This is a genomic window from Paraburkholderia sp. CNPSo 3076 (genome assembly GCF_026343935.1).
Classification (GTDB): domain Bacteria; phylum Pseudomonadota; class Gammaproteobacteria; order Burkholderiales; family Burkholderiaceae; genus Paraburkholderia; species Paraburkholderia nodosa.
Map to the genome: position 1 here is coordinate 201655 of NZ_JAPMAL010000001.1, position 25202 is coordinate 226856.

The window sequence follows — 25202 nt, forward strand, 5'->3', positions numbered from 1 at the left end:
GGCCTGCGGCTACCTCACCTAAGGCCCGTTTGGAAATGACCACGCCATACGAACGAACTCGGACGGTAGTCCAAACTCGCGAGTTCCTAGAGAAGCTCGCTTCCGGTGACGCCCCGGTCAACCATCAGAAGGTGCAAGAGGAGGCGATACGACTTTTGCGGCACTACCCACTCGATTTTGACCTGGAGATTTCTTCAACGGCGCTTCCCAGCGTGTGGGCTTCGCTTCCTGGGTAATGAGCCGCTCCTACCAAACACGCCGGCGCGAGGCACGCCTCGGCATGCATCGGCTCGGCCAAAGAGAGATTCAGGATTCGGCGCGCTTCGTCTTTTGAGTTGCTGCCGAACTAGTGCTCGTGGTCCGTCGCCCGCAGCGACAGCAAACCGCGCTCGCCGGGCTCGGGGTTAGATTTCTTCCGATGGACGCCAACAAAGGAGCAGACAATTAGTCCCGAACTGGGCGCCGAGGAGGTGAAAGCAGTCGAAGCGGTGCTCAATGGCACGCACTGGTTGACGTCACCGCCGCTCGTGCAGAGCTGGCAGACAGAGGGCCGCGTGTTTGCGATCGAGCGCGCCGGCCAGAACCTCTACCCCCGGTACATCTTCGACGAACTCGGCAACCCGATCGCTGAAGTCGCGGAGGTCCTGAAAGTCTTCGAGGGCCACAAGCCGTTTCGCATCGCCTCCTGGTTCGAGTCGGCCAACAGCCTGCTTCGTGGCCGGCGCCCGCGCGAGGTACCGGCCACGAACGCCGCGGCCGTAGTCGACGCCGCGAAAGATCACGTGGTGGGTCCCGTGCACGGCTAGGCCCGAACAGGAAAACGGAGACTGGAATAATGGCGCTTGAAACCGGACTGATCTACGCACTTGCCATTGTTGTCGCTACTGGCGTTGGCCTTACCGTTGCGGCGCTTTGGCTGCGGACGCGCCGATAAGCGCAAGCGAGTATAGAAAAGCTGGAAAACGACAAATCTGATGCTAGCGAAGCGCGTTTACGACATTCAAGACGCTCTAGCGAACTAGCGAAGCTCGTTTACGACCCAGGGTGTAGCCCATGAGCACGAAAGTCACATTGCGGTTCAAGGACAAGGAAGGCGAGCTGCCCAGCTGGCACTTGTACGAAGAGTTGCTCGAGGCCGACGACGTTATCTACCTCGAGCTCGACGGTGTTAAGGCCGATGTCACGATGATTGACGGCCCGTGGTCGCGTGCTGGCACCGTCCTGCTGCGCCTGCCGGCAGCGACGGCCCGTCAGCTCGGACTCGTGCAGTCGGACTGGAAACGGGACAACAAATGGTCTCGGTCCGATATCGAGTCGGGCATCGGGCGCCTGCGGCGGCAGTCGCAGAAGACCGACGACGAGGGTGGGCCGGAGGAGCCTTGACGCAGCGATTACAGGACGTGGTTGGCAAGCTCTACAAGCCGGCGGCCGGCACACGTCAGGTGTTTGCGCTGTCTCGAGCTGATGCAGAGAAACTGCCGCGGCTGCCCTCGATCGCAGTCATCTCTATTACTGCACCTGAGCGGCCTCCTGCAGATCTCGATGGCTTCGAGCATGTGCTGCGCCTGAGCTTTGCGGACGTTGACTTCCTCAACCCGAGCCTGTCCAGAAGAGCTGCGGAAAAGCTCGGCGATGCGTTCACAGCGGAGCAAGCGCAGGCGATTTGGTCCTTCGTCAATGACATGCCTGAGGAAATCGTATCGATTGTTGTGCACTGCGAGGGGGGCTACTCACGGTCATGTGCCATTGCATTGGGGCTCCATCACGTATATGGGTACCGGGTGGAGATGGAGCAACTTGGACAGGCGAATCCCTCTGTAGCGCGCGTGATGACGACAGGGAGGTCCAGGCGAACGTGAACGTCGAATCTGGGAGCAGACGATGAGCGACAACCGTGCGGTTCCTGATGATTTTCCGAGAGAGCTGTGGCTGGGAACCGTATCCGGTTATCAGCCGAAGGTCCTAGCGCGGCGCGAGAAAGACGGCCGGTATGTCGCGGGTCTCACTGAGTGTGAACTGTCGACGCGATATGAAGCGTGTGAAGACCTTGCGCGTCAGCTCGCGGTATACACCGCGCAAAAAATCTCCGAGCTCGGTTGGTTGTTGGACGACGCGCTGGGGCGTGTCGAGAAGAGCGTGCTGCGCAAGGTTACAGGTGGCAGATGGGAGTTTTCCGCCGCAGAAGTCGCCTGGACAATGAAGCGCACGCGAGAATTGTTGTCTCCGCAGCCGACTTCTATCAAACCCCGTGATATATCGTGATAGATGCCCGAAATCGGGACGGCTCGCGCATGGGGAGTTTGCCTGTGGCAGTCGAACTACCGCGCTCGAAAACGGCGCTAGCCGAGCAGGCTCTGGTAGCCCCGCCGCCGCCTGGTTTCTGACGGACAACTGTTGGATCCGACGCAATTTCGCGCCGCGCTGCAGATAGCTACAGGCTGTCAGCGCGGCCACCCGCGCCAATCGACTGTTCACGGTAGAGGTCGATGGCCAGCCCTGTTACCCGGTGTGGCGTAGGTGTGGCTAAGCGGAACCCTGCACGAAAGTCAAAGGCACATCGTGCATCGTGTCGATGACGTTGAACTGCGGCACCGCGATGCACGCGCGCTGGATCTCGTGCGTAATGAACGCGAAGTCGAAGTCCTTGCCGTTGTGGCCCGCTTGGTATTGGCACTTGCTCAGCACTATCGCGAAGTTCGCGGCGACCTGTTCCCCCAGACCGGCTCGGCCGCCAGTTGCTTGAACGTGAGCCCGTGCACCTTCTGCGCACCAGGATCGATCGGACGCTGCGGATCGATGCGATGCACGTATTGGCCCAGACGACGCTCGGTGTCCAGGTCGTAGATGACGGCGGCGACTTCGATGATGCGGTACCCCTCTTTCCATTCGAGGCCAGTGGTCTCGATGTCGGTTCCTGCAATCAAATTTGGCACTATTTTCCCCCTGAAATTGAATAACCTGCTACTTAGTGTAGGTAGCGAGTTCTGGAGTTTGCAGACGTCATCTATGTGGGCCAGCGCACGTAACGCCTTGCGCTAGCCATACTGCATGCCTACACTTGCCGCCACACCCGCGCGCGCGTGCAGTCTTCCTGTAACACCCGAAGTCCCACAAGAAAGGAGAACGAGGATGTCAGTCTGTGACGACGCACGTAAGCAAATGACGGACGCTGTAGACAAGGCCGTCGATCCACTAATGCAGGACGCAGGTGTAATCGTCAAACACATGCAGGACAAGGGACTCGATCCAACGAAGTATTACGACGCTGCGCACGACCAATTCGTTGATCTCGTCGCATACCTCAAGGCACTTGGAGATCTCAAAACTCAGAAGCTGAACGAGGTAAACACGAAGGCCGACGAATGCCAAGACTCAGCGGACAAGGTGGCATTCCTACAGCAGGGCATGGACTTCACGGTCTCCGTCATCACCGGCGGAATCTCCGACCTGTTGCCGCAATACATGACGCACATCGACGTCGCCGAAATCCTGAGCGGCCACCCGCTCGGCGGCGACAACAGCGTCATCAACCAGGTGCGCGGCAGCGTTCTCAATGCACTCGGAATTGCGCCGGGAAGCGACCTGTTCAAGGCAATAACTGATCCAGTCCACGCTACAACGGACGTTGTGAATCAGGTAATCAAGACGATCACGGGTATCATCCCGGTCCTGCCGCTTCCTGCGCTTCCTCCGGTCCACATCGACTGGCCGCATTTCTAATCAGACTAGCCTTCGCCCGGGGGCACTTGTGTCGCCCGGGTTCTCAGCAATTTAGGACGTCGCTTCCCAGACTTCGATGCGGTTCACGTCATCGAGCTTGGCCCAGAAGCGCACGGACTTTTTCAACAGGCGCCCGTCTATGGTGACCGGCGACCCTCTAGCCTTCAGCAAGAACGTCACGCTGTCGCCGAGACCGGCACCCCTCGCTGAAGCGCGGGAATTGGCATCATTCGCGCCTATCTGCCGTACCCGTAAAACTGACGGCAAGATCCCAGGACGGTACTGTCCCACAAGCCTTCCAGGAAGGCTAGGCAACTCGTCAGTCTGAAGATTCTCGTTGTCTGTGTGCCAGCACGCAGACGACCAATAGTCGAGGTGTACCCTCTGGAGATTCTGGAATTGGAGGGCATCATGGGAACGCTAACTTCGGTCGCGGCGCTTCTGATGTTCTTGTCTCCAGCGGCGGCGTTCGCCGCAGACGCGGGCTCCGACATCTCCCGCTTCGATAACGTTCACTTGGGGACGCTCGTCCCTGCGGAAATTGTGGGGGGTGCTCAGGTTTCAATTGCGGGGGAAATTCTCCCTATCGTATCGAGCGTCGAGCTATGTCGCGAGAGCGACGTATCATGTAGCCAGCCTTATGTTTTGGCAGATGACGAATCAACGAGCAATGGAATCAAGTTTCACGTGCCAGCGTTCGTCTCACCTGGGTGGTATCGCGTCCGTATCCAACTCGACAAAGGGTTAAACGTCTACCGCTATAGCTCCATTCAGCTCAACGTCAAACGAGCGCCTCCCGCTATTGCTTCACTGTCTACAAAGACGCTTTATCCGCGCAACACCTTCAACCCGTTGTACGACCAGCTAACAATTTTCGGTAGTGCATTTGCAAGTCCAAAAAACAACGAAGTCAACACCATTCGAATCAATGGCGTCCCACTGGTTCCATGCACGCCCGCCCCGCCGGCCGGCGCCGTCTGTGACGGGAATCTAATCGTTCAGGGCAATGACACCGCGATTACCGTGACGGGAATGCCCCGAACTGTTGAAGGCCCTGCGACACTGGACGTCGTGGTTGCGAACCAGATCTCGAATCAGGTTCCTCTGCTATTGTCGGGATGCGCACCCTACATGCCGCGTGTTTCGGCAGGCGGTGTCTTGGCAGGGGTAGTGCTTTTGCTCTTTTTGCTGAATCGCAGGAAAGTGACCATACCGGAGGGGGTCGTGGAGACACCTTCCGCGCGAATTCCGCGATGGAAAACCATCTTCATTGACTTCGACTCAAACACGTACAGTCTATCGAGAGTACAGCTTGTTATCTGGACGTTTGTCGCGCTGTTTGGATGGGTTTATTTGAGCGTCGCCCGGAGCTTCGTTCAGGGGATGGTGACGTTCTCCGACATCCCGGACGGGTTGCCTGGTGTTCTCGTTGTTTCGGTTGGGACGAGTGTCGCCGTCGGCGGAGTCTCTGCCATTAGGGGTGGAAAATCGGCCGGGCCCTTTTCGCCATCGATAAGTGACCTCTGGTCGGTTGGCGGCATCATCGCACCGGAGCGTTTCCAGTTTTTCCTGTGGACACTGGTAGGCGCTGTGGGTTTCCTGGTGTACACCGTGGCGCTGGACCCCGCGAGCATCCAGAATCTTCCAACACTCCCCAATGGGTTCTTGCAACTGGCGGGGATAAGCGCGGCGGGTTATGTCGGCGGAAAGCTGGTGCGTAAGGCCGGCCCCATTCTCGCCAATGTGCAGAAAACAGTGGATACGGTCGCGAATACGATTACTTGGACACTCGTCGGTAGTGGTCTCGCACAAAATGCCACCTTTGCTTTGAAGTTGGCATCAGCCACTGGCTTTGAAGAAAAGCCGCTACTTGGTGCGGTTGCAAAGGCTGATCCGGCGAGCCCGGACACGGACCCGACTCTGTTCAAGAAACTGACCGTAACGATGTCGAATCCGCCAGAAAATGCGACAGTTGAGAGCTATGCGCCGCCGTCGGCTCCTCCCAAGTCATCACCAACACCTCCCAGTGTTTCTGTGTCTGCAACAGACTCAATGCATAAGCGATTCTTCATCATCGTCAACCCGGATGGTCAGCGAGCCGAATGGCCGTATTGATGGCTCCACGCGCAGAACAGGGAAGACCGCCCGAAATGACGTCGCACCTTTTCGACAAAGGACGCGCACGGGATTACGCGACAAATTCAAGCACGGTCAGTGCCGCGCATTTTTGCCTTAGCGCACCAAGCGCAATGTATCGAAAAATAGAAATCGCCTACTCGAAGCGGTAGTTTGCGGGTCTCAGGGCTACGCGCAAAGACCGAATACGCGCCAGCGCGACAGATAGCCTGATGGCCGTTGTATCTTTGCGGTCGACATTGAACTGTCTCTTCCGGCGCGGTCGCCCGCTTGACACCGCTTTAACCGGGTGACTGCTGTATTCCGGAACCTGCCGATCAGTAGCGCAGAATGGACGGCCGATGTGGGGGTCGACTGCTGTCCGACGCGGCCGATCTATGGGCGACCACGGCCGCCGGTCTACGTCGGGCCGTGGTCGGGCCACAAAGCGACTCTCAATTTGGCGAGCGCCTTGAAATTCACATGATTGATTCGCTCCGTGAATCCGCCGCATTGCGCTGGAGTCCTATATGTATATTGCATATTATTCTCCGCATTGTGACCTAGCGCACATTAAGTAAGAAATTTGTCAGAATTTTGGTGCACATTTTGATGGTCCTCAGTTTCGGACTTGCGCTGCACTCGAGGAAGTATCGAACCGAAGGTTACGTAGGGTTATTCGTTTGCAAGCACATTTAATGGGCTAACACTCCTGCCGAGCAGCAATTATTCCTCTTTTGTAAATTCAGAGAGTTTTTTAAAGTTTCGGAGGGTATTATGCATACGTTGCTAATCATAGCAATAACAAATAATCAACTTTGACAATCGACGAGGAGACAAGCTGACGTGTTTAAATGAAAGTTCATTCCGATTTTTATTTTCTCGATTTCCGCTTCAATGGTATCGGATTGCCGAAAATGGGCTGGCGCTTAAGTTTATTCGGCATCGAGTCCTCGCTCCTACTTAATGACAGAATAACAGGTGAGCAATATGGCACATGTACCATCTGCTGGCTCAGGCAAGGTCACTCTGCCTTCAATCCCTATACCTGGCCTGCCAGACGTTTCGATACAGGGAGGGTTCACACTGGGGATAGCGCGGGATGGGACCCCTTCGGTTTCTAACCCGACTATCACGTTCACCATTGGGCCTCGGCAGACCGACCCCGTTCCGCCGCCACTACCGCCAATTGTTGGTTTCCCGCCAGATCCAACTCCAGGGCCGTACCCGCCGCCGGATCTTAACCCGTTCCCGCAGCCTGAGCCTGAGCCTGAGCCTGAGCCTGAGCCTGAGCCTGAGCCTGAGCCTGAGCCTGAGCCTGAGCCTGAGCCTGAGCCTGAGCCTGAGCCCGAGCCTGAGCCTGAGCCTGAGCCCGAGCCGGCGCCGGAACCTGCACCCGAACCTGCACCCGAACCTGCACCCGAACCAGCGCCCGAACCTGCACCCGAACCTGCACCCGAACCAGCGCCCGAACCAGACCCCGGCGACGGAGAGGAGTTTTCCGCCTTATTGGACACTGCCCCGGCAACAGTCCCCGGCTACTACCTCGGAAATGTGCCGAAGAACCAGGTTCCGAGCGCGCCAAATGGGGTCTATTTTTCTGGGCAGATAGGAATCCAAATTAACCCTGATGGAACGCGTACAATCAAGTTGTGGAAAGTATCTCTAAATTTCGCGTGGGCAGGTGGCGGAACATCGGAGATTCCTCAACCCAAATAGCTTGGTGTAGCGGGTATGCGGCGCACACTAGGTCGCATTCCCGCTGAGTATTCCAGCGCATACTCATCCGGGTGACGAATATGAGTGCGATTGATACCGACGCTAGCGTTCGGATGGAGGTTCTATCCGATAGCCCTCGCGTTGTCTTACACCACAACGCAATAACGGTCGACACTGCTTTCGCCATCATCTCGGCGGCGCTGCCAGGATTAACTCCAGCCTTGTTGAGCGGCGAAGCGGGTGGTCTGGTAGATCGAGCGCGGTACGCTGAATCAACATGGTTGACACACGACCTGAATGGTGCAACGCGCCGCGTTGTTGGAGTCGTATCAAGCATCGCAGGCATAAGTGCGCAGCGTGCTGAAAAACTGCACGTCGTCAGATATCGAGAAGGCGGTGAATACCGCGCCCATTTCGACAGCTACGATTTGAAGACTACACGCGGACAGCGCTGCACGCTGACCCGCGGTCAGCGCATGCTTTCGGCATTGCTCTATCTAAATGATGGATTTTCTGGCGGAGAGACTGCCTTTCCAAAGCTCGCGTTGACTGTATTTCCGCGCGCTGGTTCGGTTCTAATATTTGACAATTGCCTAGACGATAGAGTTACACCGCACCCTGGCTCTCTTCACTGTGGGCAGCCCGTGCTTGCTGGTGAGAAGTGGCTGGCCACGCTGTGGTTTCGCGAGCGATAGCAGGCTACGGATTTGTGAGCGGTCGATGATGGCGGCTGTATGGTCTGTACGTCCGCTTCCCGTCTACATTTCGCCCTTGGGAGGCCAAAGCCGAAAACGACCGAGTCGGGTCGAGTTCCGCCGACCGCATCAATCAGATCGCCCTCTTCGCGGGTGCGTTCAGGCCATCCGGTTCACCTCGATGCCGACATCGCGTGGCATCACCGGCTCAATGACACCAGCAAGTCGGTGAGCGCAGCGCTGCAGACGAGCCCTGGCAACAGCTGAGAAGTCTTCGCCACGCCAGCCGACCGCGATGCGTTGCGCGCCAGTGTCGGTACACTGTGGTCGGTGTCGAAGGGAACCACGGTCTACGGCAAGTTCACCGTGGAGGAGGGTAACCGCACCCACGACTACGGCGGTCAGGCTGGCGTGCAGTGGGCGTGGTAAGCACCGCGTCCGGAAGGTGAAACACGGCTGCGCCCGCACATGAGCGCAGCCGTGTTGTTTGAGTGGGGTCGTGCTAGGTAGGAAAAGCCCGTCCAAAGGTCAGGGTTTGTGGGGGTTCGATTTAAGCGCGTAGATGCGCGGCGGATCAAGCCGCAGCTTTTTGACGGACGAAGGGTGGGGCACCGTACAGACAGGGAAAAACGCGTGGGTACGTCGCCTACACTGATTGCGACCAGGGTCGAAAGGAACAAAAACATGCCCGCCACCCCGCTGGTAGCCGACTTTCAAAGCCAAGTCAGAGACATTCGAGCTGTTTTCGATCGATTGGAGGCCGCGGCCGCGGCACTTCATCAGGTGGTGCCCGCCCCACCAGCTACCGCGGCGCAGCACCCGTTAGCCGCGCCAGTAGACGGCTTGACAAACAAGGTGAGAGAACTTGGAGCCATTGTTGGTGAATTGGAGGCCCCAGTCCCTGCAGGTGTTGGGGCGCCACGCGATCCGGTAACCAGATTTCGAAACAAGGTTACGGCGATTACAACCGATATCGGCGACTTGGCGGCGAACGCTACTCAACCTCCCGGAGCGCCCCAGGTCTTTCAGGATAAGGTTGGGGACCTTCAGGCCGTTGTTCCTCAATTGGCGGCTGCAGACGATGCACTTGAAAAGTTGCTCCGGGTAGAGGAGTTTAAACAGCGGCTTAGGGATATTAAAGCCCCGGTCGAACAATTGGAGCTAGCGGCCAACCTAGCACTTGGTCAGGCGATCCCGCCGGCCCTCGACTTTACTCGCTTCAATGTTTATCCGCCGCTTCACGGAAAGTTCTGGTCTCGGGCGCCAGACGCGTGGTGGCGCCAGGGGCAGTTTTGGTTTTGGTCTGGCGGGCTCGCCTCATTGTTTTTGCTTGCGATCACAGTGTGGGTGGCGTTGTCCGCCCCTCCGTGCGATCGGCCCGATTCGGTGATCGTCGCTGCAATCTTATGGGGGGTGGTGCCTCCAATATTCTGGTGGTGGCACTGGTTTTTTTTCTTCCCCCCTCATCGAAACGCGGATAGTCTGGAGACCTTCAAATATGGAGCGCAGCTGGCGCTTGCCATCTGGGCCGCTGTGGTAGTCGGGCTTGCCGCTTATTCGACGAGCGACTACTTCAAGCCGCCGCCGCTCGATGACAACGGCGAACCGCGTGCGTGCCCCTACCCCGTTGCTCCCGTTCCGGCGGTTCGTGTTCCCCTTCCGCGCCTTTTGTTCCCGTTCCGTCTGGCGGTTCCCGATTTTGCTGTTCCCGTTCCGGCCTCTGTTGCTGCTCAGGTGTCTGCTCCGGTTCAGGCGTCTGCTCCCGCGCCAGCGTCTGGTTCCGCTCCAACGTCGGAAACAGCCAATAAAAAATGAAGCAGTTTTCGGGAGCACTGTCCCTGCCCCGGAAGATGCCCGGTTGATTCGGAAGGCTGCTGAATGAGGCTGTCGGCGGAAATCGACACCGATGCACGAGCGCAATAGTCAATCTTCCAGCGCCTTGCGGAGTGCACGAGCAAAGCGCCCCCGAAGGGATGCGAGACGAGTTTCCCGCGTTCGGGCGATGAGTAGCCCCCAACCTCGTAGCCATGGTTGGGGCATCTTGCTCAGTCGAACCCAAGCGGCGCCAGGAGATCCTCGACCTGTGACTGGTCCTGCACCACGTCCGCCTTGCCTTCCGGGTTGATTTGCGGACCGTTGAGCAGGCCTTCGGGGCTGCCGCTCGCGGACGGCTCATTGGCGAGCGCCGCGGCCTGCCCGGCAAACTGCTCGCGCCGCTCTGGTGCGATGTTCCCCAAAACTCTGTTCGTCGCGTCATCGGTCACACCGGCGTTCCGAAAGAGAACTGACCCGAAGGTTGCCTTCTGGGAAGATGCGGCTATCGGTGAACCCTTGGCGCCGGCTATCGATTACCGGTTTTATCAATAGCTGTTGGACCGCTCCGGAGCGACCTCGCCGTAGCCGGCGGGCGGATGTCGGCCGGCACGCGCCCGCCACCTGTCGCGATGCGGCGTCCGGCCGACGCCAATCCGTCAGGCTGCTGCGAGGTCGTCCGAGTGCGCCACAAATCGAGCAGCGGTCGTGGCCTGCTCAACCATCGCTTCAGCCAAGCGTGCTTGGCGGGTCCGCCGTTCGGCTAGGCGCTGACGTAGATCTGTGCACAGTCCCCGGAGTTGGTCGAGTCCCGCGACGATGCGAGCTTGCTCGGCGGCCGGCGGAATAGGAATCGGCATGTTGACAACCACGCCTTGGTTTATCTTTGGCATGTTCCCTTGGGTGCCCGTCGCCTTTCCCTTGAAGTATTGACGGCCGAAGTAGGAAATCAGGTATGCATGGATATAGCGAACGTTGACGCTGGTGGAAAGGCGTAACCGCATCATCAAGTCTGGATACATGAAAAGATCGTCTTCCCGATCGTAGATGGCAGCAATGCCGACGTAATCCAGAGAGTTCGCTCGCTGTATCAACAAATCTCCGCTCTTTAGAAAATACTGCTCCGCCGTCGGCACTGGGATGTCCACAAACTTGAAGCAGTCTTCTTTAAAGTAGCCCTGCGTAGTTGCGCTGAGGCTCAAGCAACGTACGTCGGTCTCAGTAGGTGACGGTTTCGGGGAATATCCATTGTTCGGTCCTTTGAGTATCAGCTCACCGAGTGAACACCACGCCCAGTGCTTAGGCGCCTCAAACGGTTGATCATCCTCTCCTGTCTCCGCGGAAACCGTGCTCCGCTTGATTTTCCCAGCGGTAGCTAGGGGCTCCTTTTCTGAACGAATGCGGTTCAGCAATGCGTCTACAGGTTCATCATTCGGGTCGGCCTGTACCAGCAACCCGCGTACAGCGAGCTGCACAATGGTTCCCTCAAGCACATCCACTGCCTCGGTTCGATCTAGCAGCAGATCGAAATGGGCGGCAACACGATCCCAGCTTTCGGCGAGCGCGTGCGCCGACTCGCTCGCGGCCAGCGCAGTGAACAGTGTCGCGGTCAGCCTCGCATGCTGCTCGGCCTCTAGCCGACCGCGCGTTTCGAGTTCGTCACACAGTCGCATCAGCTCGCCAACTTTGGCGACGATGCGACGCTGCTCGGCTAACGGCGGGATCGGGATAGGTAGTTCTTTGAGACGTGACGCCTTGATACCTGTCGCGGTCATTCCAGATGCTGCAGCGGACAACCGCTCCTGAACCTCCTCAGACATCATAGCGAAACGGAGGTACGGACCTACAGACAAGTCATGTAGCTGAAAGCAGATGACGCGCTGAGCCAGCGCGAATCGTTCGCTGATATCAACCAACGCTATGTTTCCAAGAGGGGCTTCAGTGGTGAAAAGCAAGTCACAACGCAGACCGACATGAACCGGTTTCTCCCACCTGCGCAGCGCCCAAGGGCGGTGCGTTACCGTGCGGACAATTCCGGCTCGCATGCCTTTCGGGTACGATGGCCGGTTTCTTCCCGCACGCCCGCGCCATGCCGAAGTTCTTTCTGGTTGCCTTCGCAATTGCTGCATCCTCCTCGTTTGCCGCCCCGGCAGTCGACAATGCCAAGCCTGAGCACTCGCGGGCCCTCGCTGATGCACGCCATGAGCCAACCGCGTCCGGCACGGCTCAGAACACGTCTCGGGCCGAGGCCACGGCAGAGGGTGCCAATCGGGCTGTCCAGAATGTCGCTTCGGCTGCCGCATCGACTGCTGCGGTCCCGAACAGCCCCGCAGTGAACCCGCGCGAAGGCAACGCAAGCACTTCGGATCGGACTGCAGCTGAAGGCAAAGAAGGGTTCACGATTTCGGGTCTGTACGTGAAGGTGAGCGACTTGGCGATGGTGTTGGTTACGTTGCTGCTCGCGGTTTTCACGTTCGCCCTGTGGCTTGCGACCTGGGGACTTTTTAAAGAGGCGAGGTCCGCCGGATTGACCGCAGAAAAGTCTGCTACCGCGGCGCTCGAGAGCGCAAGGGTCGCGGGCGAGATGGTGAACGCGATGATCGCCCGGGAGAGCGCACGGTGGATTGTTGCCGGGATGGGCATGCAGCTCAACGCCATAGCCCGGGCGAACTCCGGGTATACGGGGGTCTTGACTGTCGACCTGAAAAACATAGGCAGGTCAGATGCTGAAGTCGTCAGCACTGCAGTGAAGACAGCCTTCGGCAAGATCTCCCCGGAACCGGACTATGGGGGCGCAGACGTGGTTGACGCCAGCAGCTTTGGCAACACCGTGCGGGCAGCCTGGATCCATCAAATCAGGCTCCCGATCACGGGACACATTGGCCTAACCGAGACGCAAGCGAGAGCCTGCAACAACGGAGAACCCATGTGGCTCTATGGATACATTCGGTACCGCGACTACCTGAACCGCATGTGGGTGACGGGCTTCATCGGACAAGTGACATCAAGCGTCAACTGGTTCCCGTACAGGGGGGCCGCCGGCGACGACACTGGGGGTGGCGCGTTCCTGCCGGTCGCTTCAAATGTTGGGGCGGATGCCTACACGTACACGCGTCTGGAAGACGAATAAGGCTCATCGCCTCGACGCGAACAAACTGAACACCGGGTTGTATCGCGACCGTTGTTTTTTGTACAAACTCGGCCGTGTGAACGCTTCATATTTGAGGGATAGAAATGGCCAAGTCAATCAGCCGCTTTTTTGCGGACATCGGGATGCCCCTGCACAATGACCGCTGGTCTTGGGGTGCGGAGCGGGGGAACGTCATTATTCTTCGCGCGTGGGCGGATGAATACGACTTGAAAACTCGCCGAGTTGGCGTGCTGCATATTCAAACACTGGTTGAAAGCGCTTCGGCGGGTCGCGACGAACGCGTGCGGCAGCTGAAGAAGATCTGGCAGGGGGGAATAGCCGCTTACACGATTGTGGCGACTGCCGTGGATCCAGTCGCCAGCCAACGGTCTATCGCGTCTTATCGCGATGACCCCTTTCCCATCGCATCGATCGAGGTTGACGATGACGGTACCCTGTTCGCGCAGTGCGCTTCGAAATGGGTCTCAGCGCGCGACTTCCCCACTCACGCCGAGAGCCATCTGACCGATGCCGGCAATGGCGACTTCCCGATCGACGGATCGCAGGAAACCGGTCTGTCGTCGTCAAACACACAAGCGAAACTGCCGTACATCAGGACCTGGCTGATCGATGTCGCCCGGCGGCGATCAGCGGTCAAATACGCTGAGCTCATGAACGGGTTTGACCTATGGTATGGGACGCTTTTCACGGCGCTGAAGTCGCTTGGCGAGGAATGCGTTGCTGCCGGCGAGCCGGTGATTACATCCCTCGTTGTGCAGAAAGATACTGGGCGATGCTCGGATGGATTCCGGAAGGTGTTCGGGATTGAAAATGACGCAGCAGAACGTGAGCGGTGCTACGACTACTGGAGTGGCGCCGAGCTGGCGTCAGTGCCCGGACCACAGCCGCAAAATGTGGCTGCCGCAGATGCGGAGACGACAGACCCGGAGCCGGGGCAACAAACCGAACTTGACAAGCGCGTCGCTCGCTTTATGACTGTCGAGGTTCGGCAGCAGCAGCCCGCATTCCGAAAGGCCGTTTTCGAAGCCTACGACGGCCGGTGCGCGGTTTCGGGTTGTGACGTTCCGGAGGCACTCGAGGCCGCTCACCTCGCTGGTCGCAACTGGCGAGAGGGGCATAATGAGGCAACTGATGGAATCCTGCTCCGGCGCGATCTTCACACCCTGTACGATCGTGGTCTGCTTGACTTCGATGACGGCATCGCACGTTTCAGTCCGCGCGTGTTGCACCACTACGCCAGCCTTGACGGCGCATCGGTTGACGTCAGCATCGAAAGCGCACTTTCGGTCACTAGTGATGAACTTGGCCAGCTTGCCACAGGGGGATAGTCGCAAGCGTCGTTGACAACCGGCCGCTCGCCTCATGCGAGAATAGGCTGCGGCGCATAGCATGCCTAGCACGGCCAACCAACGAGTCGGCCGTGCACCGCGCTTACGGCCCGCCGCCGTATTGGACAGGGCTGGCGAGAGACGGAGATCCGCTTTTGAGAATTCACTCGAATACGATCCGCGGGATGCAGAGGGAGACAATCCAGTTAGGCTGGTCGACTACCTCGCTGATACGCAGATCGGCGCAAACGCTGCACACCAGGTATGCATCGATTGCGCTGATGTGATGCTGTCTCGTCAGAAGGTCGATCATCCCGGAGACGGCAACCCGCGCACCTGGAACGGCTGCACCTACGCGAATGAGGGCCCGCGCCATGCTTACCGAATACCTGTTCCGCGACGATCATCGCCTGGACGAATACGCCAGCCAGATCAATCCCTCGCTCACGGTGATCGAGAAAACCAAGGAGTGGACGGCGGGCCTGAGCCTCACAGGGCCAAAGGCAGAGGCGAAACAGGGTGAGCGCGCGCGCGCGATGACCCAGGACGAGAAGGCAAAGCTCACGCTTGATTACCTGCGGGCCAATGGGGGCGTCCACGAGGGGCGACCAGAAGAGCGTGCCTTTGACTCCAAGTCGGGTAAGGGGAATGTGAAGTTCGTTATCGAACAAAGTCGAGCATCGCGTGTGGTGGTGCCTTCCAATATCTCCGGTAAGGACTCTCCGGGATTTGTCCTCTGGTTATCCAGATCGGAACGGGACGTGAGTGCGATATACGAGTACAGCCTTTTGTGCCTGCTGGAGGATGTGGATGTCAAGGACGATCAGCCAGTATGGGGCGGCGGCCTGCGGATGTCGGCATACTCTGCGCTTCAGTCGCTCTACTATCACGCACACGCCAAGATCGCTGATAGCGCGCTCGCCTCCCGCTTTTCAGACTTGGTCTGGGACAAAGCTGACTTCCTCAATTTCTGGCAGAAAGCTGAAGATCACAGGGTCTCGCCCGATCTCTGCTTCGAGAGGACAGATGAATTCGACGTCGACCCGGAACAGACGCTAGCGCAATGGGGTTGTTTCGTTTCCGCGCCGAGAGAAATCGAGACGCTTTATCGAATTCGCGAGGTCGGCAGTGGATCTCACAACCACAATTTCATCATCTTCGGCTACCCCCTCTGGATATCCGCGCTGAGCTAGCTCCGGGGGTCTATCGGCTTCAAAGCTCGGGCTGCCGATTTGGTCCGCCAGCGCGACGGTGTGCCGCGGTGAGTGGGCGCGGATCCTGAACGGCTGGTCGAACCCCAGCGGTGGGCGCTCAGGAATGGCGGACGCCGCAGCAAGTGAAACTGGGCGTTAAGCTCGTTGAACTTTTTCACCAGCTGGGACACGAGCGGCAGGTCAGTGTGCTGCGAATACCGAAAATGTTCATCGCCTGAGGCCGCAGTGCACCGGCGGCTGCTTTAGCCCACCTTCGTTGCAGGCCCATCGAGTACACGCCTGGATTCCCGCCACGGATCGCCGAAGTTCGTTCCGTGCGCGTTCTCCATCAAACGATGGAGGCTGTAGCGATTCGCATCGCTTAGCCTTAGTACAGGAGCCAATTGCGTGCGAGTGCCACCTCGCGCTTTTGACCTTTCCGACTGGGAGCCTCAAATGAAAAGATATCTCTTTGCGGCGAGGAACCTGTTGGCGCTAGCCGGCGTCCTGGGTTGCTCCGGGTGTCCTATCCCCCCCGGGCCGGCGAACACCGTCGTCATTTACTATCGAGAGCCATTCGATTTTCAAAACTATTGGGATCCGCTCAATCCCAATGGCAATGCGCTGGAAACTGGACAAGGCAGTACGGTTCCTTTCATCTCGGTCACCTGCATCGAGAATCACACCACAGGTCCTTTCCACTTCGATCCGACGATGCTGGTCGTAAATCTGGGAAATAGCGTTCCAGCTTATTCTGGCCTGCTGACCGCGACTGGCCGCGTCGTTGTCGTCTATGGACAGTATTGGAATCCGCCTTCTGCGTTGGGGATGTACGCACTTGACGTGTCGGCAAATGCCAACTTCACGGCGCCGCAAAACCCAGTCTCGTTCAACGCGATAACCAACAATGCAGACACTGATCCTAACGATCAACCAGGCTCATCGATCCAGGGCGACTCCAATCACGTGTCTCGCCATGTCGTGTCGTATTGCACCAATGCCAGTGACGCGTGGAGGGTCGGCTGGCAATGCACCCCGCCGCTGAACCAGAACGGTCAGTACGTTTTCGTCCAGACGTCGCAAGTGGACGCCAACGGCAACGGCTTCGACCCGGTCTGGGTAAACAGCGTTTATCCACAGGACTTCGCTGCGGCGCAGATCAGGTCCGACCCGCCACTGGTGCAGAACCTCGCTGTGCCGAGTTGTCCGTAGTGTGACCGACCTGAAGGGGTAACAGCGGGTGCTTTACTTCGCACCCGTTGTGGCTTTTCGAAAGATTGCCGAGCGGTGATACGCCAGATAACGACGGTGCGCCGCGGTTAGCGGGGAAGAGGCGCCGCATTTGGCGTTGCGGTACAGGCGCCAGGAATGGCAGGACATCATGGAACACGTCGCTTCTGTGGCATGGAAGGTTGCGGAACTTCTGGACCAGGTTCGGAAGGACCGGTCAGACTTTGTTCTTGAGCCCGCCTATGCCAACCTACGACTTGTTCTGACGGCCCGCATTGGCCTTCTCGAGCAGCTTCATTGTGCCCGCGACGAAATGAACGCGTACCTCAAGTCGTTGAAGTCTCCGAGCGCGTGGCTGAGCGTCGGCCGCCATGCCGGTTTGCAAACCGCCTCAAAGCCGCTAACTCGTATGACCGTCGGCGTCGAAGGCGTAACCGTTCACCCGGCGCGCGCACCCGTAATCGTTCGGCGTCGAGACGGCCGAAGTTCCAATGCCTGAACATGGAGGGTCTGCCGGTAGACGGTCGCGCGATCGTTGACGACCAGTGATTAGATCATCAGTGCGGAACAGGATCAGAGGCCCGCCTGACGGGCATCTTCCTCCTTTGTGCCACGCACCCAGGACCTTGACGGGACGCGGCAGCACCCACTGCCTTTACCCGATGATCCAGGGTCGGACCATTACGATGTCTCGAGCCGAATAGGTTGGCAGCAATGTCAGCCAGCCCGATTCGCCCTCGTAGTCACGGTTGCGCGCGTCGGCCGGCACCTTCAAAAGCCGCGATTTCCCGATGATGGTGCCGTCAGCCGCCTGGCATAGCAAAGTCAGCCATTCGCCTGATATCTGCGATCGGTACGGAACGACGCGTCCACTGTAGACGAGCAACACGGCGTTGTCCGCGGCCGACCGCGCCACAAGCTTGATCGCCGAATTTTCGATCTGCGCGTCCTGCTGCATCACGATCGGCACACGGAAACTTTGCTCGAAGCGCTGTTCGCTGGCGCTCACCGTCGTGCCGTCATTCGGCGGATTTTGCGCCTGGGCGTGTGCAAGCGGGGTATCGATGCATACCAGCAGCGTGATCAACAGCGGGGCGAATCGAGTCAGATTGCGTTTCATACGTAAGCGACTCGTTCCGGCCGTTATAGACGGTGGCTGAGGGCGGCATCAAAGTGGTGCCCATCATTTCCGATCTGATGGGCATCACTTTGACACAGTCTGCAGAGAAGAAGCCGGGTACACGAACGGGGCGCCCGAATTACCCCCGGGAGCTTCGTGAGCGACTGGCAGCGGCCGCTTGCGAGCCGGGCGTATCAGTCGCAAAGCTGGCTCGGGAGAATGGCATCAACGCGAACATGCTGTTCACCTGGCGACGGCGATATCTGGCCGATCAGCAAGCTCGATCTGCCGGGCTCATTCCGGTCGTATTGCTAAGCGACACGCCGACGGAGGTCATCGCGTCAGCCCCGGCAGAAGCGCAAGTGCAGAGCGCGAAGCCTGTACCACCTGTCGGCACGATCGAGATCAGGATCGGTCGTGCGGTGGTTAAAGTGGACGGCCTGGTAGATGCCGATATGCTGCGGATCGTGCTGGGCAGTCTGCGCTCATGATCTCCCTACCGGCAGGCACGCGCATCTGGATCGCTGCGGGCGTCACTGATATGCGATGCGGGTTCCAGGGGTTGGCTGCGAAGGTGCAAACCGCGCTTGAGGAGAATCCGCTGGCCGGCAACGTCTACATCTTCCGGGGCCGTCGGGGCGATCTGGTAAAGATTCTCTGGGCTACGGAGGACGGAATCTGGCTGCTCGCGAACTAGCTGGATTCATACTGCAACTCCTATTCGCGGCTCAGAGGGTTTTAGATGCTACGCTCGCTGTGCGCCGCTTTCGCACGGTCAGTGAGTCGATCCCATCTGCTGCTGTGCTTCACAGGCGGGTGGGAATCCGGGACTTCATAGAGGAACGCATAATCGTTATAGGCGTGTCGTTTGACAAGGCCGTATTCGACCCACCTGGTGAGTGTTGCTTCGTGGACGCCGAGTCGAGCTGCAGCTTCCAGTTTTGTGAGCATGCCGCGGTCGCGCAGTCTGTCGCGGCGGGATCGAAGTCCGTTTCGCTGTGCGATGTATGAGACGCGCAGAGCGTCGAACCGAATGTTGCTCTTACCCGGACGGACACAACCGCCGGGACGGATGCCACGATCATTAAGGTGCTGCGCAATCTGAGAGCATGTATGGTCATCGAGAAGCTTGTCGATGAGCTCGAGGACCTCTGGCTGGGTTTTGACCTGTTGTGCAGATGTTTTGGGATTCTGCGCCGTGAGCGTTTCAGTCTTGCCGGCCTTGAAGCGAACGTGAATCTTTGTTGTCCCTTCGTCTGGAAGTTTGACCAGAGTGACGTCCTCGACGATGTAGGCCAGCAGCCGCTTTCGCTCTCGATTCGCCAGCGATGGATCACGCCAAAGTGCTTTGAAGTCCGCTGTCATTGCGATGAGCCGCTCGCGGATCGCATCGTCGAGTATGAGACGCTCCTGCTGCTGGCTACGCTCCCTTTGTTCTCTCGCGTCGGCCAATATGCGCAGCTTGTCGTTCCATTCTTGCTCGAGTGTGTCGGCGACCAGTCGGTTACTTGGGTCGACCAGCATGAAGCGTCGTTGCGCAAGATCTGCATCGAACCGGGCGCGTTCGATAGCGCGCAGGCGTAAACGATCGGCATCATCGTGGCGCGCTTCGATTTCCTTACGTATCTCCCATGCCAACTCAACGGCAGCCGGAGTCATCGACGCGACGATCAATGCGCCAACTGCTTCATCAATCGGCGCTCCGGCAATTGACTGGCAGCAAGGTTCTCCACGAGCGCCTTGTGCTCGATCGCAGACGTACCAGGCTTCCTGTCGTGCGCGTCGCGTAGCGTACCGGAGCCGGAGATACCGACCACAACGACCGCAGATGGCGCGTCCCTGCAGAAGAGCAGCTCCCTCGCGAGGTGGCGATGATCGCGCGACTTTATACCCGCGACCATTCGTCTCCAGAACAGCAAGGTTCTGCTGATACTGCTCCCAGGTAATGTATCCAGGATGGGCGTCCGGAATGCAAGCAAGCCAGTCATTGCGGTCACGCTTTTTCGGCACTTTCCGCCCGTCTGCGAGTTTGCGATAGTGCCTCCGGCCGTAGGCGTAAGCGCCTGCGTAGCGCGGATTGTTCAACATGCGAAGTGCCGTCGACGCGGTGAGGTGCTGGAAGACCAGGAACTTCGCGTTGCGCATACGGGATGGAAACAGGAGGCCTTCCTTCTTGAAGACCTTGACTGTCTGGCTGGCAGAGCCGACTCGCAAGAACGTCTCAAAGAAATACGTGATGGTCTCTCTGACCTGGGAATCTGGGTCAAGCACTACGTTGCCAAGGTCGTCATATACGAAGCCGGTCGGTAGCACGCACCGATACTTGCCTCGATTCACCTTGTTCAGAATGCCGCCTCGTAGGCGCGCTTTGAGAACATGAAGCTCCGCTTCACTCATTGTTCCTTTGAGCCCAAGCAGGAGCCGGTCATTGAAGCTTGCTGGATCGTATATCCCGTCTTCGTCGAGAATCAGCGTATCAGCGAGCGCGCAGATTTCCAGAAGCCGATGCCAGTCAGCATTGTTTCGGGCCAGGCGCGACACCTCCAGGCCCATGACGATGCCTGCGCGGCCCATGCCCACGTCAGTGACCAATCGTTGAAACCCCTCCCGCCAGGACGCCGATGCTCCAGACTCCCCCTGGTCGCTATCGATAGTGACGATCTGCGCGTCACGCCAGCCGAGCGCCGTCGCGCGTCCACGCAGGGCATATTGTCGCTTTGTGCTCTCGACGTTCTCGAGGACTTGCCGCATCGACGACTGCCGGACGTAGAGGTAAGCGCTCCGTTCGAGGTGGTGAGGCTGAACTTTAAGGGACGCGTTCACGATGTTCTCCGCTCATTGACCGTCACAGCCATGCCTGCGAGTACGTAGATAAAGCCTTGACGCTCGATGGGCTGAGCGTTCGACGATGACCGGGTAACATTTGGTTCGGGCGGTGCACGCCCCGGAACCATCATGCGTGCCCACGCCCACATCCCTCGCGCAAGGAAGACGCTGAGTCCGCGCCGGGCTTCCACAGGCAAGGCCTGGCCAAGAGCGGCGGAACGCATCAGCTCGTATTGCGCGGTGATCGGCGCCGACACGGCCGACGGCCAGGCACAGCATCCCTCTATTCCACCGTTTTTTTTACACCGAACGCTCGCTCGATCGTTCTCGGGTGTACATCCAGACCAAATTCTTTGCGAACTAGCTTTGCCAGTTCGCGCGCCCGAAGTGGTTCTCCGGGCGTGTGTTGTAACTTGAGGAACGCCAACACCTCGCCCTGGATCTTGTGCGGACCATGCGGCCCTCGTTTCCTTGGAACCAGTCCTGCGATTCCTCCTTGCTCGAAGTCCGCTCGCGCCTGATAGAAGGTTGGCCGCGAAACACCATATTCGTCGGAGATCTGCGTTATGGAGGCCTTCTCAACAGAAACGCGACGCAACATCTCATACTTGACCTGCACAGCGTCATGGGGATCGAAGAATCCACCCTCGTGGAACTTGGCATCGAGAACGTTCGACGGCGTTGGATTCAGCGTACCGTCCTCCGCGAGGACATCCGTCTTCGAGCGCTTGCGTTCATTGGGCGGCACATTCACTCCAAATGGCTGCAGTTCACTGTAATTAAATTATGCCGCGCAACAGGCTTTGTCAAGCTCTAGGACGTTCAGTTTCTAACCTTCATAGTGTAGCTATATACCCACGATCTATGACGCAGCTTCGGATTCAGCGGCGTTAATTACCTTACATTTGCGGCAAAAATCTCTTTACGGTCAAGTACCGCTCCCGGCACGCCTGTACGAAAGACGTCTCACGAGTAGCACAAGCTCCATCAAGTCGTTGACCGTGAACAACGCGCGCTCTCGTCCCATAGAGATCTCGGGATCAGGCTCGCTCATATCGGTCCATTTCGGAGGAACGGAGCAATAACTCTTGTCGTCGATGCGCAGCAGGAGACGCCGGCCAGACCGGTTATAGCGCTCACCGACACAAAGAAGTTGCTGTCCGCTGAACGGGTGGAACGGGTGGGTGATGCGGACAAGATGTTCTGTGGCAGCCCCAGAGCCTGCATTTCGAGGTATGTTACAAGCGACTTGAACGAGGCCGTTTTATATGGCCCAAAGCTGACGGTGGCAAGGTCCATCTGAGCTCTGCGCAACTGTCGATGCTGCTTGAGGGCATCGACTGGCGGCAGCCCCGTCGCACCGCCGCACTATCAATGTTGTAAACCGCGCGGCAGACTCGTAAACTACGGCGCATGTCGAACGGCGCCGATCTCCCTGACGATATCGAACTGCTGAAGGCCTTGCTGGTCGAGGCCCGTAGTCTGCTTGCCGAACGCGATGTCGAGATTGAGCAGCTCAAGGCGCAGATCGACAAGCTCAGGCGCATGCAGTTCGGTCGCAAGTCCGAGCAGCTGCAGCGGCAAATCGAGACGCTCGAGACTCAACTTGAGGATCTGGCCGCCGGGCGCGGCGTTGTGGATGTGCAGCGTGCGCAGGCCCGTGGGGCAAGTGCGTCCACCTCGAACACAACGACGGACGAAGCGGCTTCCAGGCAAGCGCTTGCCGCGCATCTGCCGCGCCAGGATTATGTGCTCGAGCCTGAATCAAGCTGCCCGGATTGCGGTCAACCAATGCGGGCGCTCGGCGAGGACTCATCCGAACAACTCGCCCGGGTTGCAGCGGCGTTCAAGGTCATTCGCACGATCCGGCGCAAGCTGGTTTGCCCGTGCTGCAGCACGATCACGCAGCCGCCGATGCCTGGGCTGCCGATCGAGCGGAGTATCGCCCATCCGAGCTTGCTGGCAGACATCCTCGTCTCGAAGTATGCAGACCACCAGCCGTTGTACCGGCAATCCGCGATCGCGGCGCGCGACGGCGTGACGCTTGACCGGGCCAGCATGGGCCGCTGGGTCGGCCAGTGCGAGGCGCTGTGCGCACCGCTAACAGAGGCGCTGCGCCGCTATACGGTGTCGGCCACCAAGCTGCACGCCGATGACACGCCGATCCCGGTTCTCTCACCGGGCAACAGGAAGACCCGTACCGGCCGGCTATGGGTCTACGTGCGCGACGATCGTCGCTCGGGCTCGACGCAACCGGCTTCGGTCTGGTTCGCGTACTCACCGAACCGGCAAGGCATCCATCCTCAAACCCATCTCGCCAGCTTCAAAGGGATTCTGCAAGCGGACGCTTACGCAGGCTTCGACGAATTGTTCCGCGATGGCTCGATACGCGAGGCGGCATGCCATGCCCACGCGAGGAGAAAGTTCTACGACATCCACGTGCGCACGCCATCTGACACAACACAAAAAGCACTCGAATATATTGGCGGGCTCTACGACATCGAGGCCTCCATTCGCGGCAGGCCCGTCGCCGAACGGCTGCGAATACGGCAGGAGAAAGCCAGACCACTGCTTCAAATCTACGAAGCGTGGCTCAGGGCAAAGCTCGAAACGCTGTCGTCGAAGTCCGATACGGCCAAGGCGATCAACTACACGCTGAACCAGTGGAGCGCACTGACGTTGTATTGCGAAGACGGTACGCTCGAGATTGACAACAACATCGCAGAGAACGCGCTGCGTTGTGTAAGCCTGGGCCGGAAGAATTTTTTATTCGCCGGCTCAGACAGCGGCGGCGAACGGGCAGCTGCGATGTATGCACTGATTGGCACTTGCGCACTGAATGACATCGATCCGCGTGCCTACCTCGACTATGTGCTAACCCATATCGGCGATCACAAAATCAATCGCATCGACGAACTCCTGCCTTGGCGTGTGGCCGACAAGTTGCACAAGCCAGCCAGTCCGCCACAGCCCTCTACCTGACCGGTAGCTCCAGTTCACAATCATGCTTTACGCGCACGCGAATGGACGAACGGTCCAGCTGAGGCGCTTACTTTCATACGTCACCTCATCAGGGGAAACCTGTGACGCAGTTTGCGCAATCTAGACCGGGCACACTATCCACGGAATGAATAAAGTCGCCGGGAAACGCTGGCGACCTTCCTACGGTTTTGTTGGGCGCCCAAGATGGCGTCGATGAGCGTCTGCGCACCTGGCACTACATGCAATTTGTCACCGATGTTCCGAAGATACGTCCTCACGGTGCTCTCTTCGATGTCCATCTCACGTGCGATCGACTTATTTGCCATACCCCTTGACGCCAGAATGGCAACGCGCATCTCACGGAATGTCAGCGGGAGAAAATCTCTCGGCGTAAAGCCTTCCGCGCTCTGGTTCGGCCCTGCTGCCACTCATACAGCAGGGCCGGTACCTTGTACCGTGCGATTTCGGCTTCGTCATCCTTGAATCTATACCTCACTTTGGCTGCCGCGGCTTCCTTCTCCGAATATGAACGCGATGCATCGGACGGCGGAGGATCCCGGCGATAAAACGTGATCCAGTCGAGCCCGACCGCGCTGTCGACTCCGCAGAGCATCAAATGCGCGATTCCGAATTGCCTCAGGTATTTGGCAAGTTCCTGCCCAGCGTGCCGGCCACTCTTCCCCCCTCTTATCGGCTTCTGCTTTAAGCTCGTCGTATTCGTAAACTGATACGACTTGCACGAGGCTGGGATAGGCTGCGAATAGCTGGCCAACAACGTCGTACGGCGCTTTGTCCTTGTACTCGACGAGAAACGATTCATCGATTTCCCGCATTTGGGCTTGTAGCCAGTGTCCGGACTCGTACCAGTGCGACAGAGATTTTTCGATATCTACTCTGCCGGTGGGTAAGCCTATTCCTGTGCCGAGGACGAAGGCGTCATAGGGAAACCCGAGGTCCTGCGCGCGGCTCTCGAATGTGTCGAAGTCCATGTTCCCTCCTCATTTCGTCGTCCTGTAGAGGCGACGGAATCCAAGCGCGGCCGAATGGTGATAGCGAGGGCTCGCGACCTTTCCCATTATGTTGGCGAAACAGGGCGGCGTGTGCCGCGGAAGATGCGCGAGCTGACTGGCAAAACTCCCCCGTCGTTTTGAATGACGACGGCCACCTCCGTCCTGTCGTGAGGCGGCTCGTTACGGTCCGGCGTCCGACATGCGACGAGAATGGGCACTAACGTACGGCCCAGGGTCAGGGAGATATTGGGCAATCGAACAGCACCAGCCCGCTCGCGGCAGGCTAGTATATGATTGAGGA

General features: G+C 58.5%; 28 protein-coding genes and 1 pseudogene. 18 read left to right on the top strand and 11 right to left on the bottom strand.

The features are described from left to right. The first annotated feature begins 35 nt into the window (after positions 1 to 35). From M3A49_RS42480 to M3A49_RS00990, 5 genes are all read left to right on the top strand, one after another. On the top strand, positions 36 to 236 hold the full coding sequence (locus M3A49_RS42480) for a BPSL0761 family protein (RefSeq protein ID WP_323182914.1): 201 nt from the start codon (positions 36 to 38) through the stop codon (positions 234 to 236). Between the two features lie 234 nt (positions 237 to 470). Further along, positions 471 to 806 (top strand): hypothetical protein, encoded by a 336-nt coding sequence (locus M3A49_RS00975; RefSeq protein ID WP_266227124.1) that lies wholly within the window; start codon positions 471 to 473, stop codon positions 804 to 806. A gap of 247 nt (positions 807 to 1053) precedes the next feature. Beyond that, on the top strand, positions 1054 to 1383 hold the full coding sequence (locus tag M3A49_RS00980) for a hypothetical protein (RefSeq protein ID WP_266227125.1): 330 nt from the start codon (positions 1054 to 1056) through the stop codon (positions 1381 to 1383). Continuing rightward, positions 1380 to 1859, top strand: coding sequence for a hypothetical protein (locus tag M3A49_RS00985; RefSeq protein ID WP_254340866.1), 480 nt, complete (start codon positions 1380 to 1382; stop codon positions 1857 to 1859). The genes M3A49_RS00980 and M3A49_RS00985 overlap by 4 nt, the downstream gene beginning before the upstream one ends. A gap of 22 nt (positions 1860 to 1881) precedes the next feature. Then, the gene (locus M3A49_RS00990; protein WP_266227126.1) at positions 1882 to 2262 is read left to right on the top strand and encodes a hypothetical protein; all 381 of its coding nucleotides are present in this window, start codon (positions 1882 to 1884) and stop codon (positions 2260 to 2262) included. Positions 2263 to 2523: 261 nt separating this feature from the next. Here M3A49_RS00990 and M3A49_RS00995 read toward each other — a convergent pair whose 3' ends face one another. Together M3A49_RS00995 and M3A49_RS01000 are read right to left on the bottom strand one after the other, a co-directional pair. Then, complete coding sequence (locus tag M3A49_RS00995) at positions 2524 to 2685, bottom strand: hypothetical protein (RefSeq protein ID WP_266227127.1); 162 nt, start codon at positions 2683 to 2685, stop codon at positions 2524 to 2526. After that, a complete protein-coding gene (locus M3A49_RS01000; RefSeq protein WP_266227128.1) occupies positions 2685 to 2933 on the bottom strand; it encodes an exonuclease domain-containing protein in 249 nt (82 codons plus the stop codon). Before M3A49_RS01000 ends, M3A49_RS00995 begins: the two co-directional genes overlap by 1 nt. Before the next feature lie 196 nt (positions 2934 to 3129). On the opposite strand from M3A49_RS01000, the gene M3A49_RS01005 reads away from it, so the two are divergent. The 4 genes from M3A49_RS01005 to M3A49_RS01020 all read left to right on the top strand — a co-directional run bounded on the left by M3A49_RS01005 (position 3130) and on the right by M3A49_RS01020 (position 10064). Beyond that, positions 3130 to 3720: a hypothetical protein gene (locus M3A49_RS01005; RefSeq protein ID WP_266227129.1), complete on the top strand. Its 591-nt coding sequence runs from the start codon at positions 3130 to 3132 to the stop codon at positions 3718 to 3720. Positions 3721 to 4131: 411 nt separating this feature from the next. Then, the gene (locus M3A49_RS01010) at positions 4132 to 5835 is read left to right on the top strand and encodes a hypothetical protein (protein WP_266227130.1); all 1704 of its coding nucleotides are present in this window, start codon (positions 4132 to 4134) and stop codon (positions 5833 to 5835) included. Between the two features lie 1799 nt (positions 5836 to 7634). After that, entirely contained in the window at positions 7635 to 8249 is a 615-nt protein-coding gene (locus M3A49_RS01015; protein WP_266227131.1) for a prolyl hydroxylase family protein, read from the top strand. A 684-nt stretch (positions 8250 to 8933) separates the two neighbouring features. Further along, positions 8934 to 10064: a hypothetical protein gene (locus M3A49_RS01020; RefSeq protein ID WP_266227132.1), complete on the top strand. Its 1131-nt coding sequence runs from the start codon at positions 8934 to 8936 to the stop codon at positions 10062 to 10064. Between the two features lie 230 nt (positions 10065 to 10294). Here the strand turns inward: M3A49_RS01020 and M3A49_RS01025 are convergent. After that, positions 10295 to 10480, bottom strand: a pseudogene (locus tag M3A49_RS01025) (protein phosphatase CheZ); the annotation flags it as partial. Between the two features lie 240 nt (positions 10481 to 10720). Further along, positions 10721 to 12190 carry a restriction endonuclease subunit S gene (locus M3A49_RS01030; protein ID WP_323182915.1) on the bottom strand — a complete coding sequence of 490 codons (1470 nt, stop codon included), beginning with the start codon at positions 12188 to 12190 and terminating at the stop codon, positions 10721 to 10723. On the opposite strand from M3A49_RS01030, the gene M3A49_RS01035 reads away from it, so the two are divergent. Together M3A49_RS01035 and M3A49_RS01040 are read left to right on the top strand one after the other, a co-directional pair. Then, positions 12121 to 13191: a hypothetical protein gene (locus M3A49_RS01035; RefSeq protein ID WP_266227134.1), complete on the top strand. Its 1071-nt coding sequence runs from the start codon at positions 12121 to 12123 to the stop codon at positions 13189 to 13191. The genes M3A49_RS01030 and M3A49_RS01035 overlap by 70 nt on opposite strands. A gap of 104 nt (positions 13192 to 13295) precedes the next feature. Further along, positions 13296 to 14540, top strand: coding sequence for an HNH endonuclease (locus M3A49_RS01040; protein WP_266227135.1), 1245 nt, complete (start codon positions 13296 to 13298; stop codon positions 14538 to 14540). Positions 14541 to 14703: 163 nt separating this feature from the next. Here M3A49_RS01040 and M3A49_RS01045 read toward each other — a convergent pair whose 3' ends face one another. Next, entirely contained in the window at positions 14704 to 14916 is a 213-nt protein-coding gene (locus M3A49_RS01045; protein WP_266227136.1) for an acetamidase/formamidase family protein, read from the bottom strand. Between M3A49_RS01045 and M3A49_RS01050 the strand changes: the two genes are divergently transcribed. From M3A49_RS01050 to M3A49_RS01060, 3 genes are all read left to right on the top strand, one after another. Next, entirely contained in the window at positions 14915 to 15733 is an 819-nt protein-coding gene (locus tag M3A49_RS01050) for a hypothetical protein (RefSeq protein ID WP_266227137.1), read from the top strand. The two genes, M3A49_RS01045 and M3A49_RS01050, sit on opposite strands and share 2 nt — an antisense overlap. Before the next feature lie 456 nt (positions 15734 to 16189). Next, the gene (locus tag M3A49_RS01055) at positions 16190 to 16945 is read left to right on the top strand and encodes a hypothetical protein (protein ID WP_266227138.1); all 756 of its coding nucleotides are present in this window, start codon (positions 16190 to 16192) and stop codon (positions 16943 to 16945) included. Positions 16946 to 17114: 169 nt separating this feature from the next. Continuing rightward, a complete protein-coding gene (locus M3A49_RS01060) occupies positions 17115 to 17462 on the top strand; it encodes a hypothetical protein (RefSeq protein WP_266227139.1) in 348 nt (115 codons plus the stop codon). Positions 17463 to 17618: 156 nt separating this feature from the next. Here the strand turns inward: M3A49_RS01060 and M3A49_RS01065 are convergent, their stop codons facing one another. Further along, positions 17619 to 18083 carry a hypothetical protein gene (locus tag M3A49_RS01065; protein ID WP_266227140.1) on the bottom strand — a complete coding sequence of 155 codons (465 nt, stop codon included), beginning with the start codon at positions 18081 to 18083 and terminating at the stop codon, positions 17619 to 17621. 32 nt (positions 18084 to 18115) lie between these two features. Here M3A49_RS01065 and tnpA point away from each other — a divergent pair, with 32 nt between their 5' ends. Both tnpA and tnpB (M3A49_RS01075) read left to right on the top strand, forming a co-directional pair. After that, positions 18116 to 18574: an IS66-like element accessory protein TnpA gene (gene tnpA, locus M3A49_RS01070; RefSeq protein ID WP_266227141.1), complete on the top strand. Its 459-nt coding sequence runs from the start codon at positions 18116 to 18118 to the stop codon at positions 18572 to 18574. Then, entirely contained in the window at positions 18571 to 18780 is a 210-nt protein-coding gene (tnpB, locus tag M3A49_RS01075; protein ID WP_133191258.1) for an IS66 family insertion sequence element accessory protein TnpB, read from the top strand. Before tnpA ends, tnpB (M3A49_RS01075) begins: the two co-directional genes overlap by 4 nt. 41 nt (positions 18781 to 18821) lie before the next feature. Here tnpB (M3A49_RS01075) and M3A49_RS01080 read toward each other — a convergent pair whose 3' ends face one another. The 3 genes from M3A49_RS01080 to M3A49_RS42580 form a co-directional block, all read right to left on the bottom strand. After that, positions 18822 to 20906: a recombinase family protein gene (locus M3A49_RS01080; RefSeq protein ID WP_266227142.1), complete on the bottom strand. Its 2085-nt coding sequence runs from the start codon at positions 20904 to 20906 to the stop codon at positions 18822 to 18824. Positions 20907 to 21192: 286 nt separating this feature from the next. Then, entirely contained in the window at positions 21193 to 21663 is a 471-nt protein-coding gene (locus M3A49_RS01085; RefSeq protein WP_266227143.1) for a helix-turn-helix domain-containing protein, read from the bottom strand. Positions 21664 to 21837: 174 nt separating this feature from the next. After that, the gene (locus M3A49_RS42580) at positions 21838 to 22146 is read right to left on the bottom strand and encodes a DUF5372 family protein (RefSeq protein ID WP_416338904.1); all 309 of its coding nucleotides are present in this window, start codon (positions 22144 to 22146) and stop codon (positions 21838 to 21840) included. Here M3A49_RS42580 and tnpB (M3A49_RS01090) point away from each other — a divergent pair. Beyond that, positions 22131 to 22292, top strand: a complete 162-nt coding sequence (gene tnpB, locus M3A49_RS01090; protein WP_416338905.1) for an IS66 family insertion sequence element accessory protein TnpB — start codon at positions 22131 to 22133, stop codon at positions 22290 to 22292. The two genes, M3A49_RS42580 and tnpB (M3A49_RS01090), sit on opposite strands and share 16 nt — an antisense overlap. 30 nt (positions 22293 to 22322) lie before the next feature. After that, positions 22323 to 23891 carry an IS66 family transposase gene (gene tnpC, locus M3A49_RS01095; RefSeq protein ID WP_254358493.1) on the top strand — a complete coding sequence of 523 codons (1569 nt, stop codon included), beginning with the start codon at positions 22323 to 22325 and terminating at the stop codon, positions 23889 to 23891. A gap of 134 nt (positions 23892 to 24025) precedes the next feature. Here the strand turns inward: tnpC and M3A49_RS42585 are convergent, their stop codons facing one another. Continuing rightward, positions 24026 to 24319 (bottom strand): helix-turn-helix domain-containing protein, encoded by a 294-nt coding sequence (locus M3A49_RS42585; RefSeq protein WP_416338895.1) that lies wholly within the window; start codon positions 24317 to 24319, stop codon positions 24026 to 24028. 57 nt (positions 24320 to 24376) lie between these two features. Then, positions 24377 to 24880 (bottom strand): hypothetical protein, encoded by a 504-nt coding sequence (locus M3A49_RS01100; RefSeq protein ID WP_266227144.1) that lies wholly within the window; start codon positions 24878 to 24880, stop codon positions 24377 to 24379. Positions 24881 to 25202: the final 322 nt, after the last annotated feature.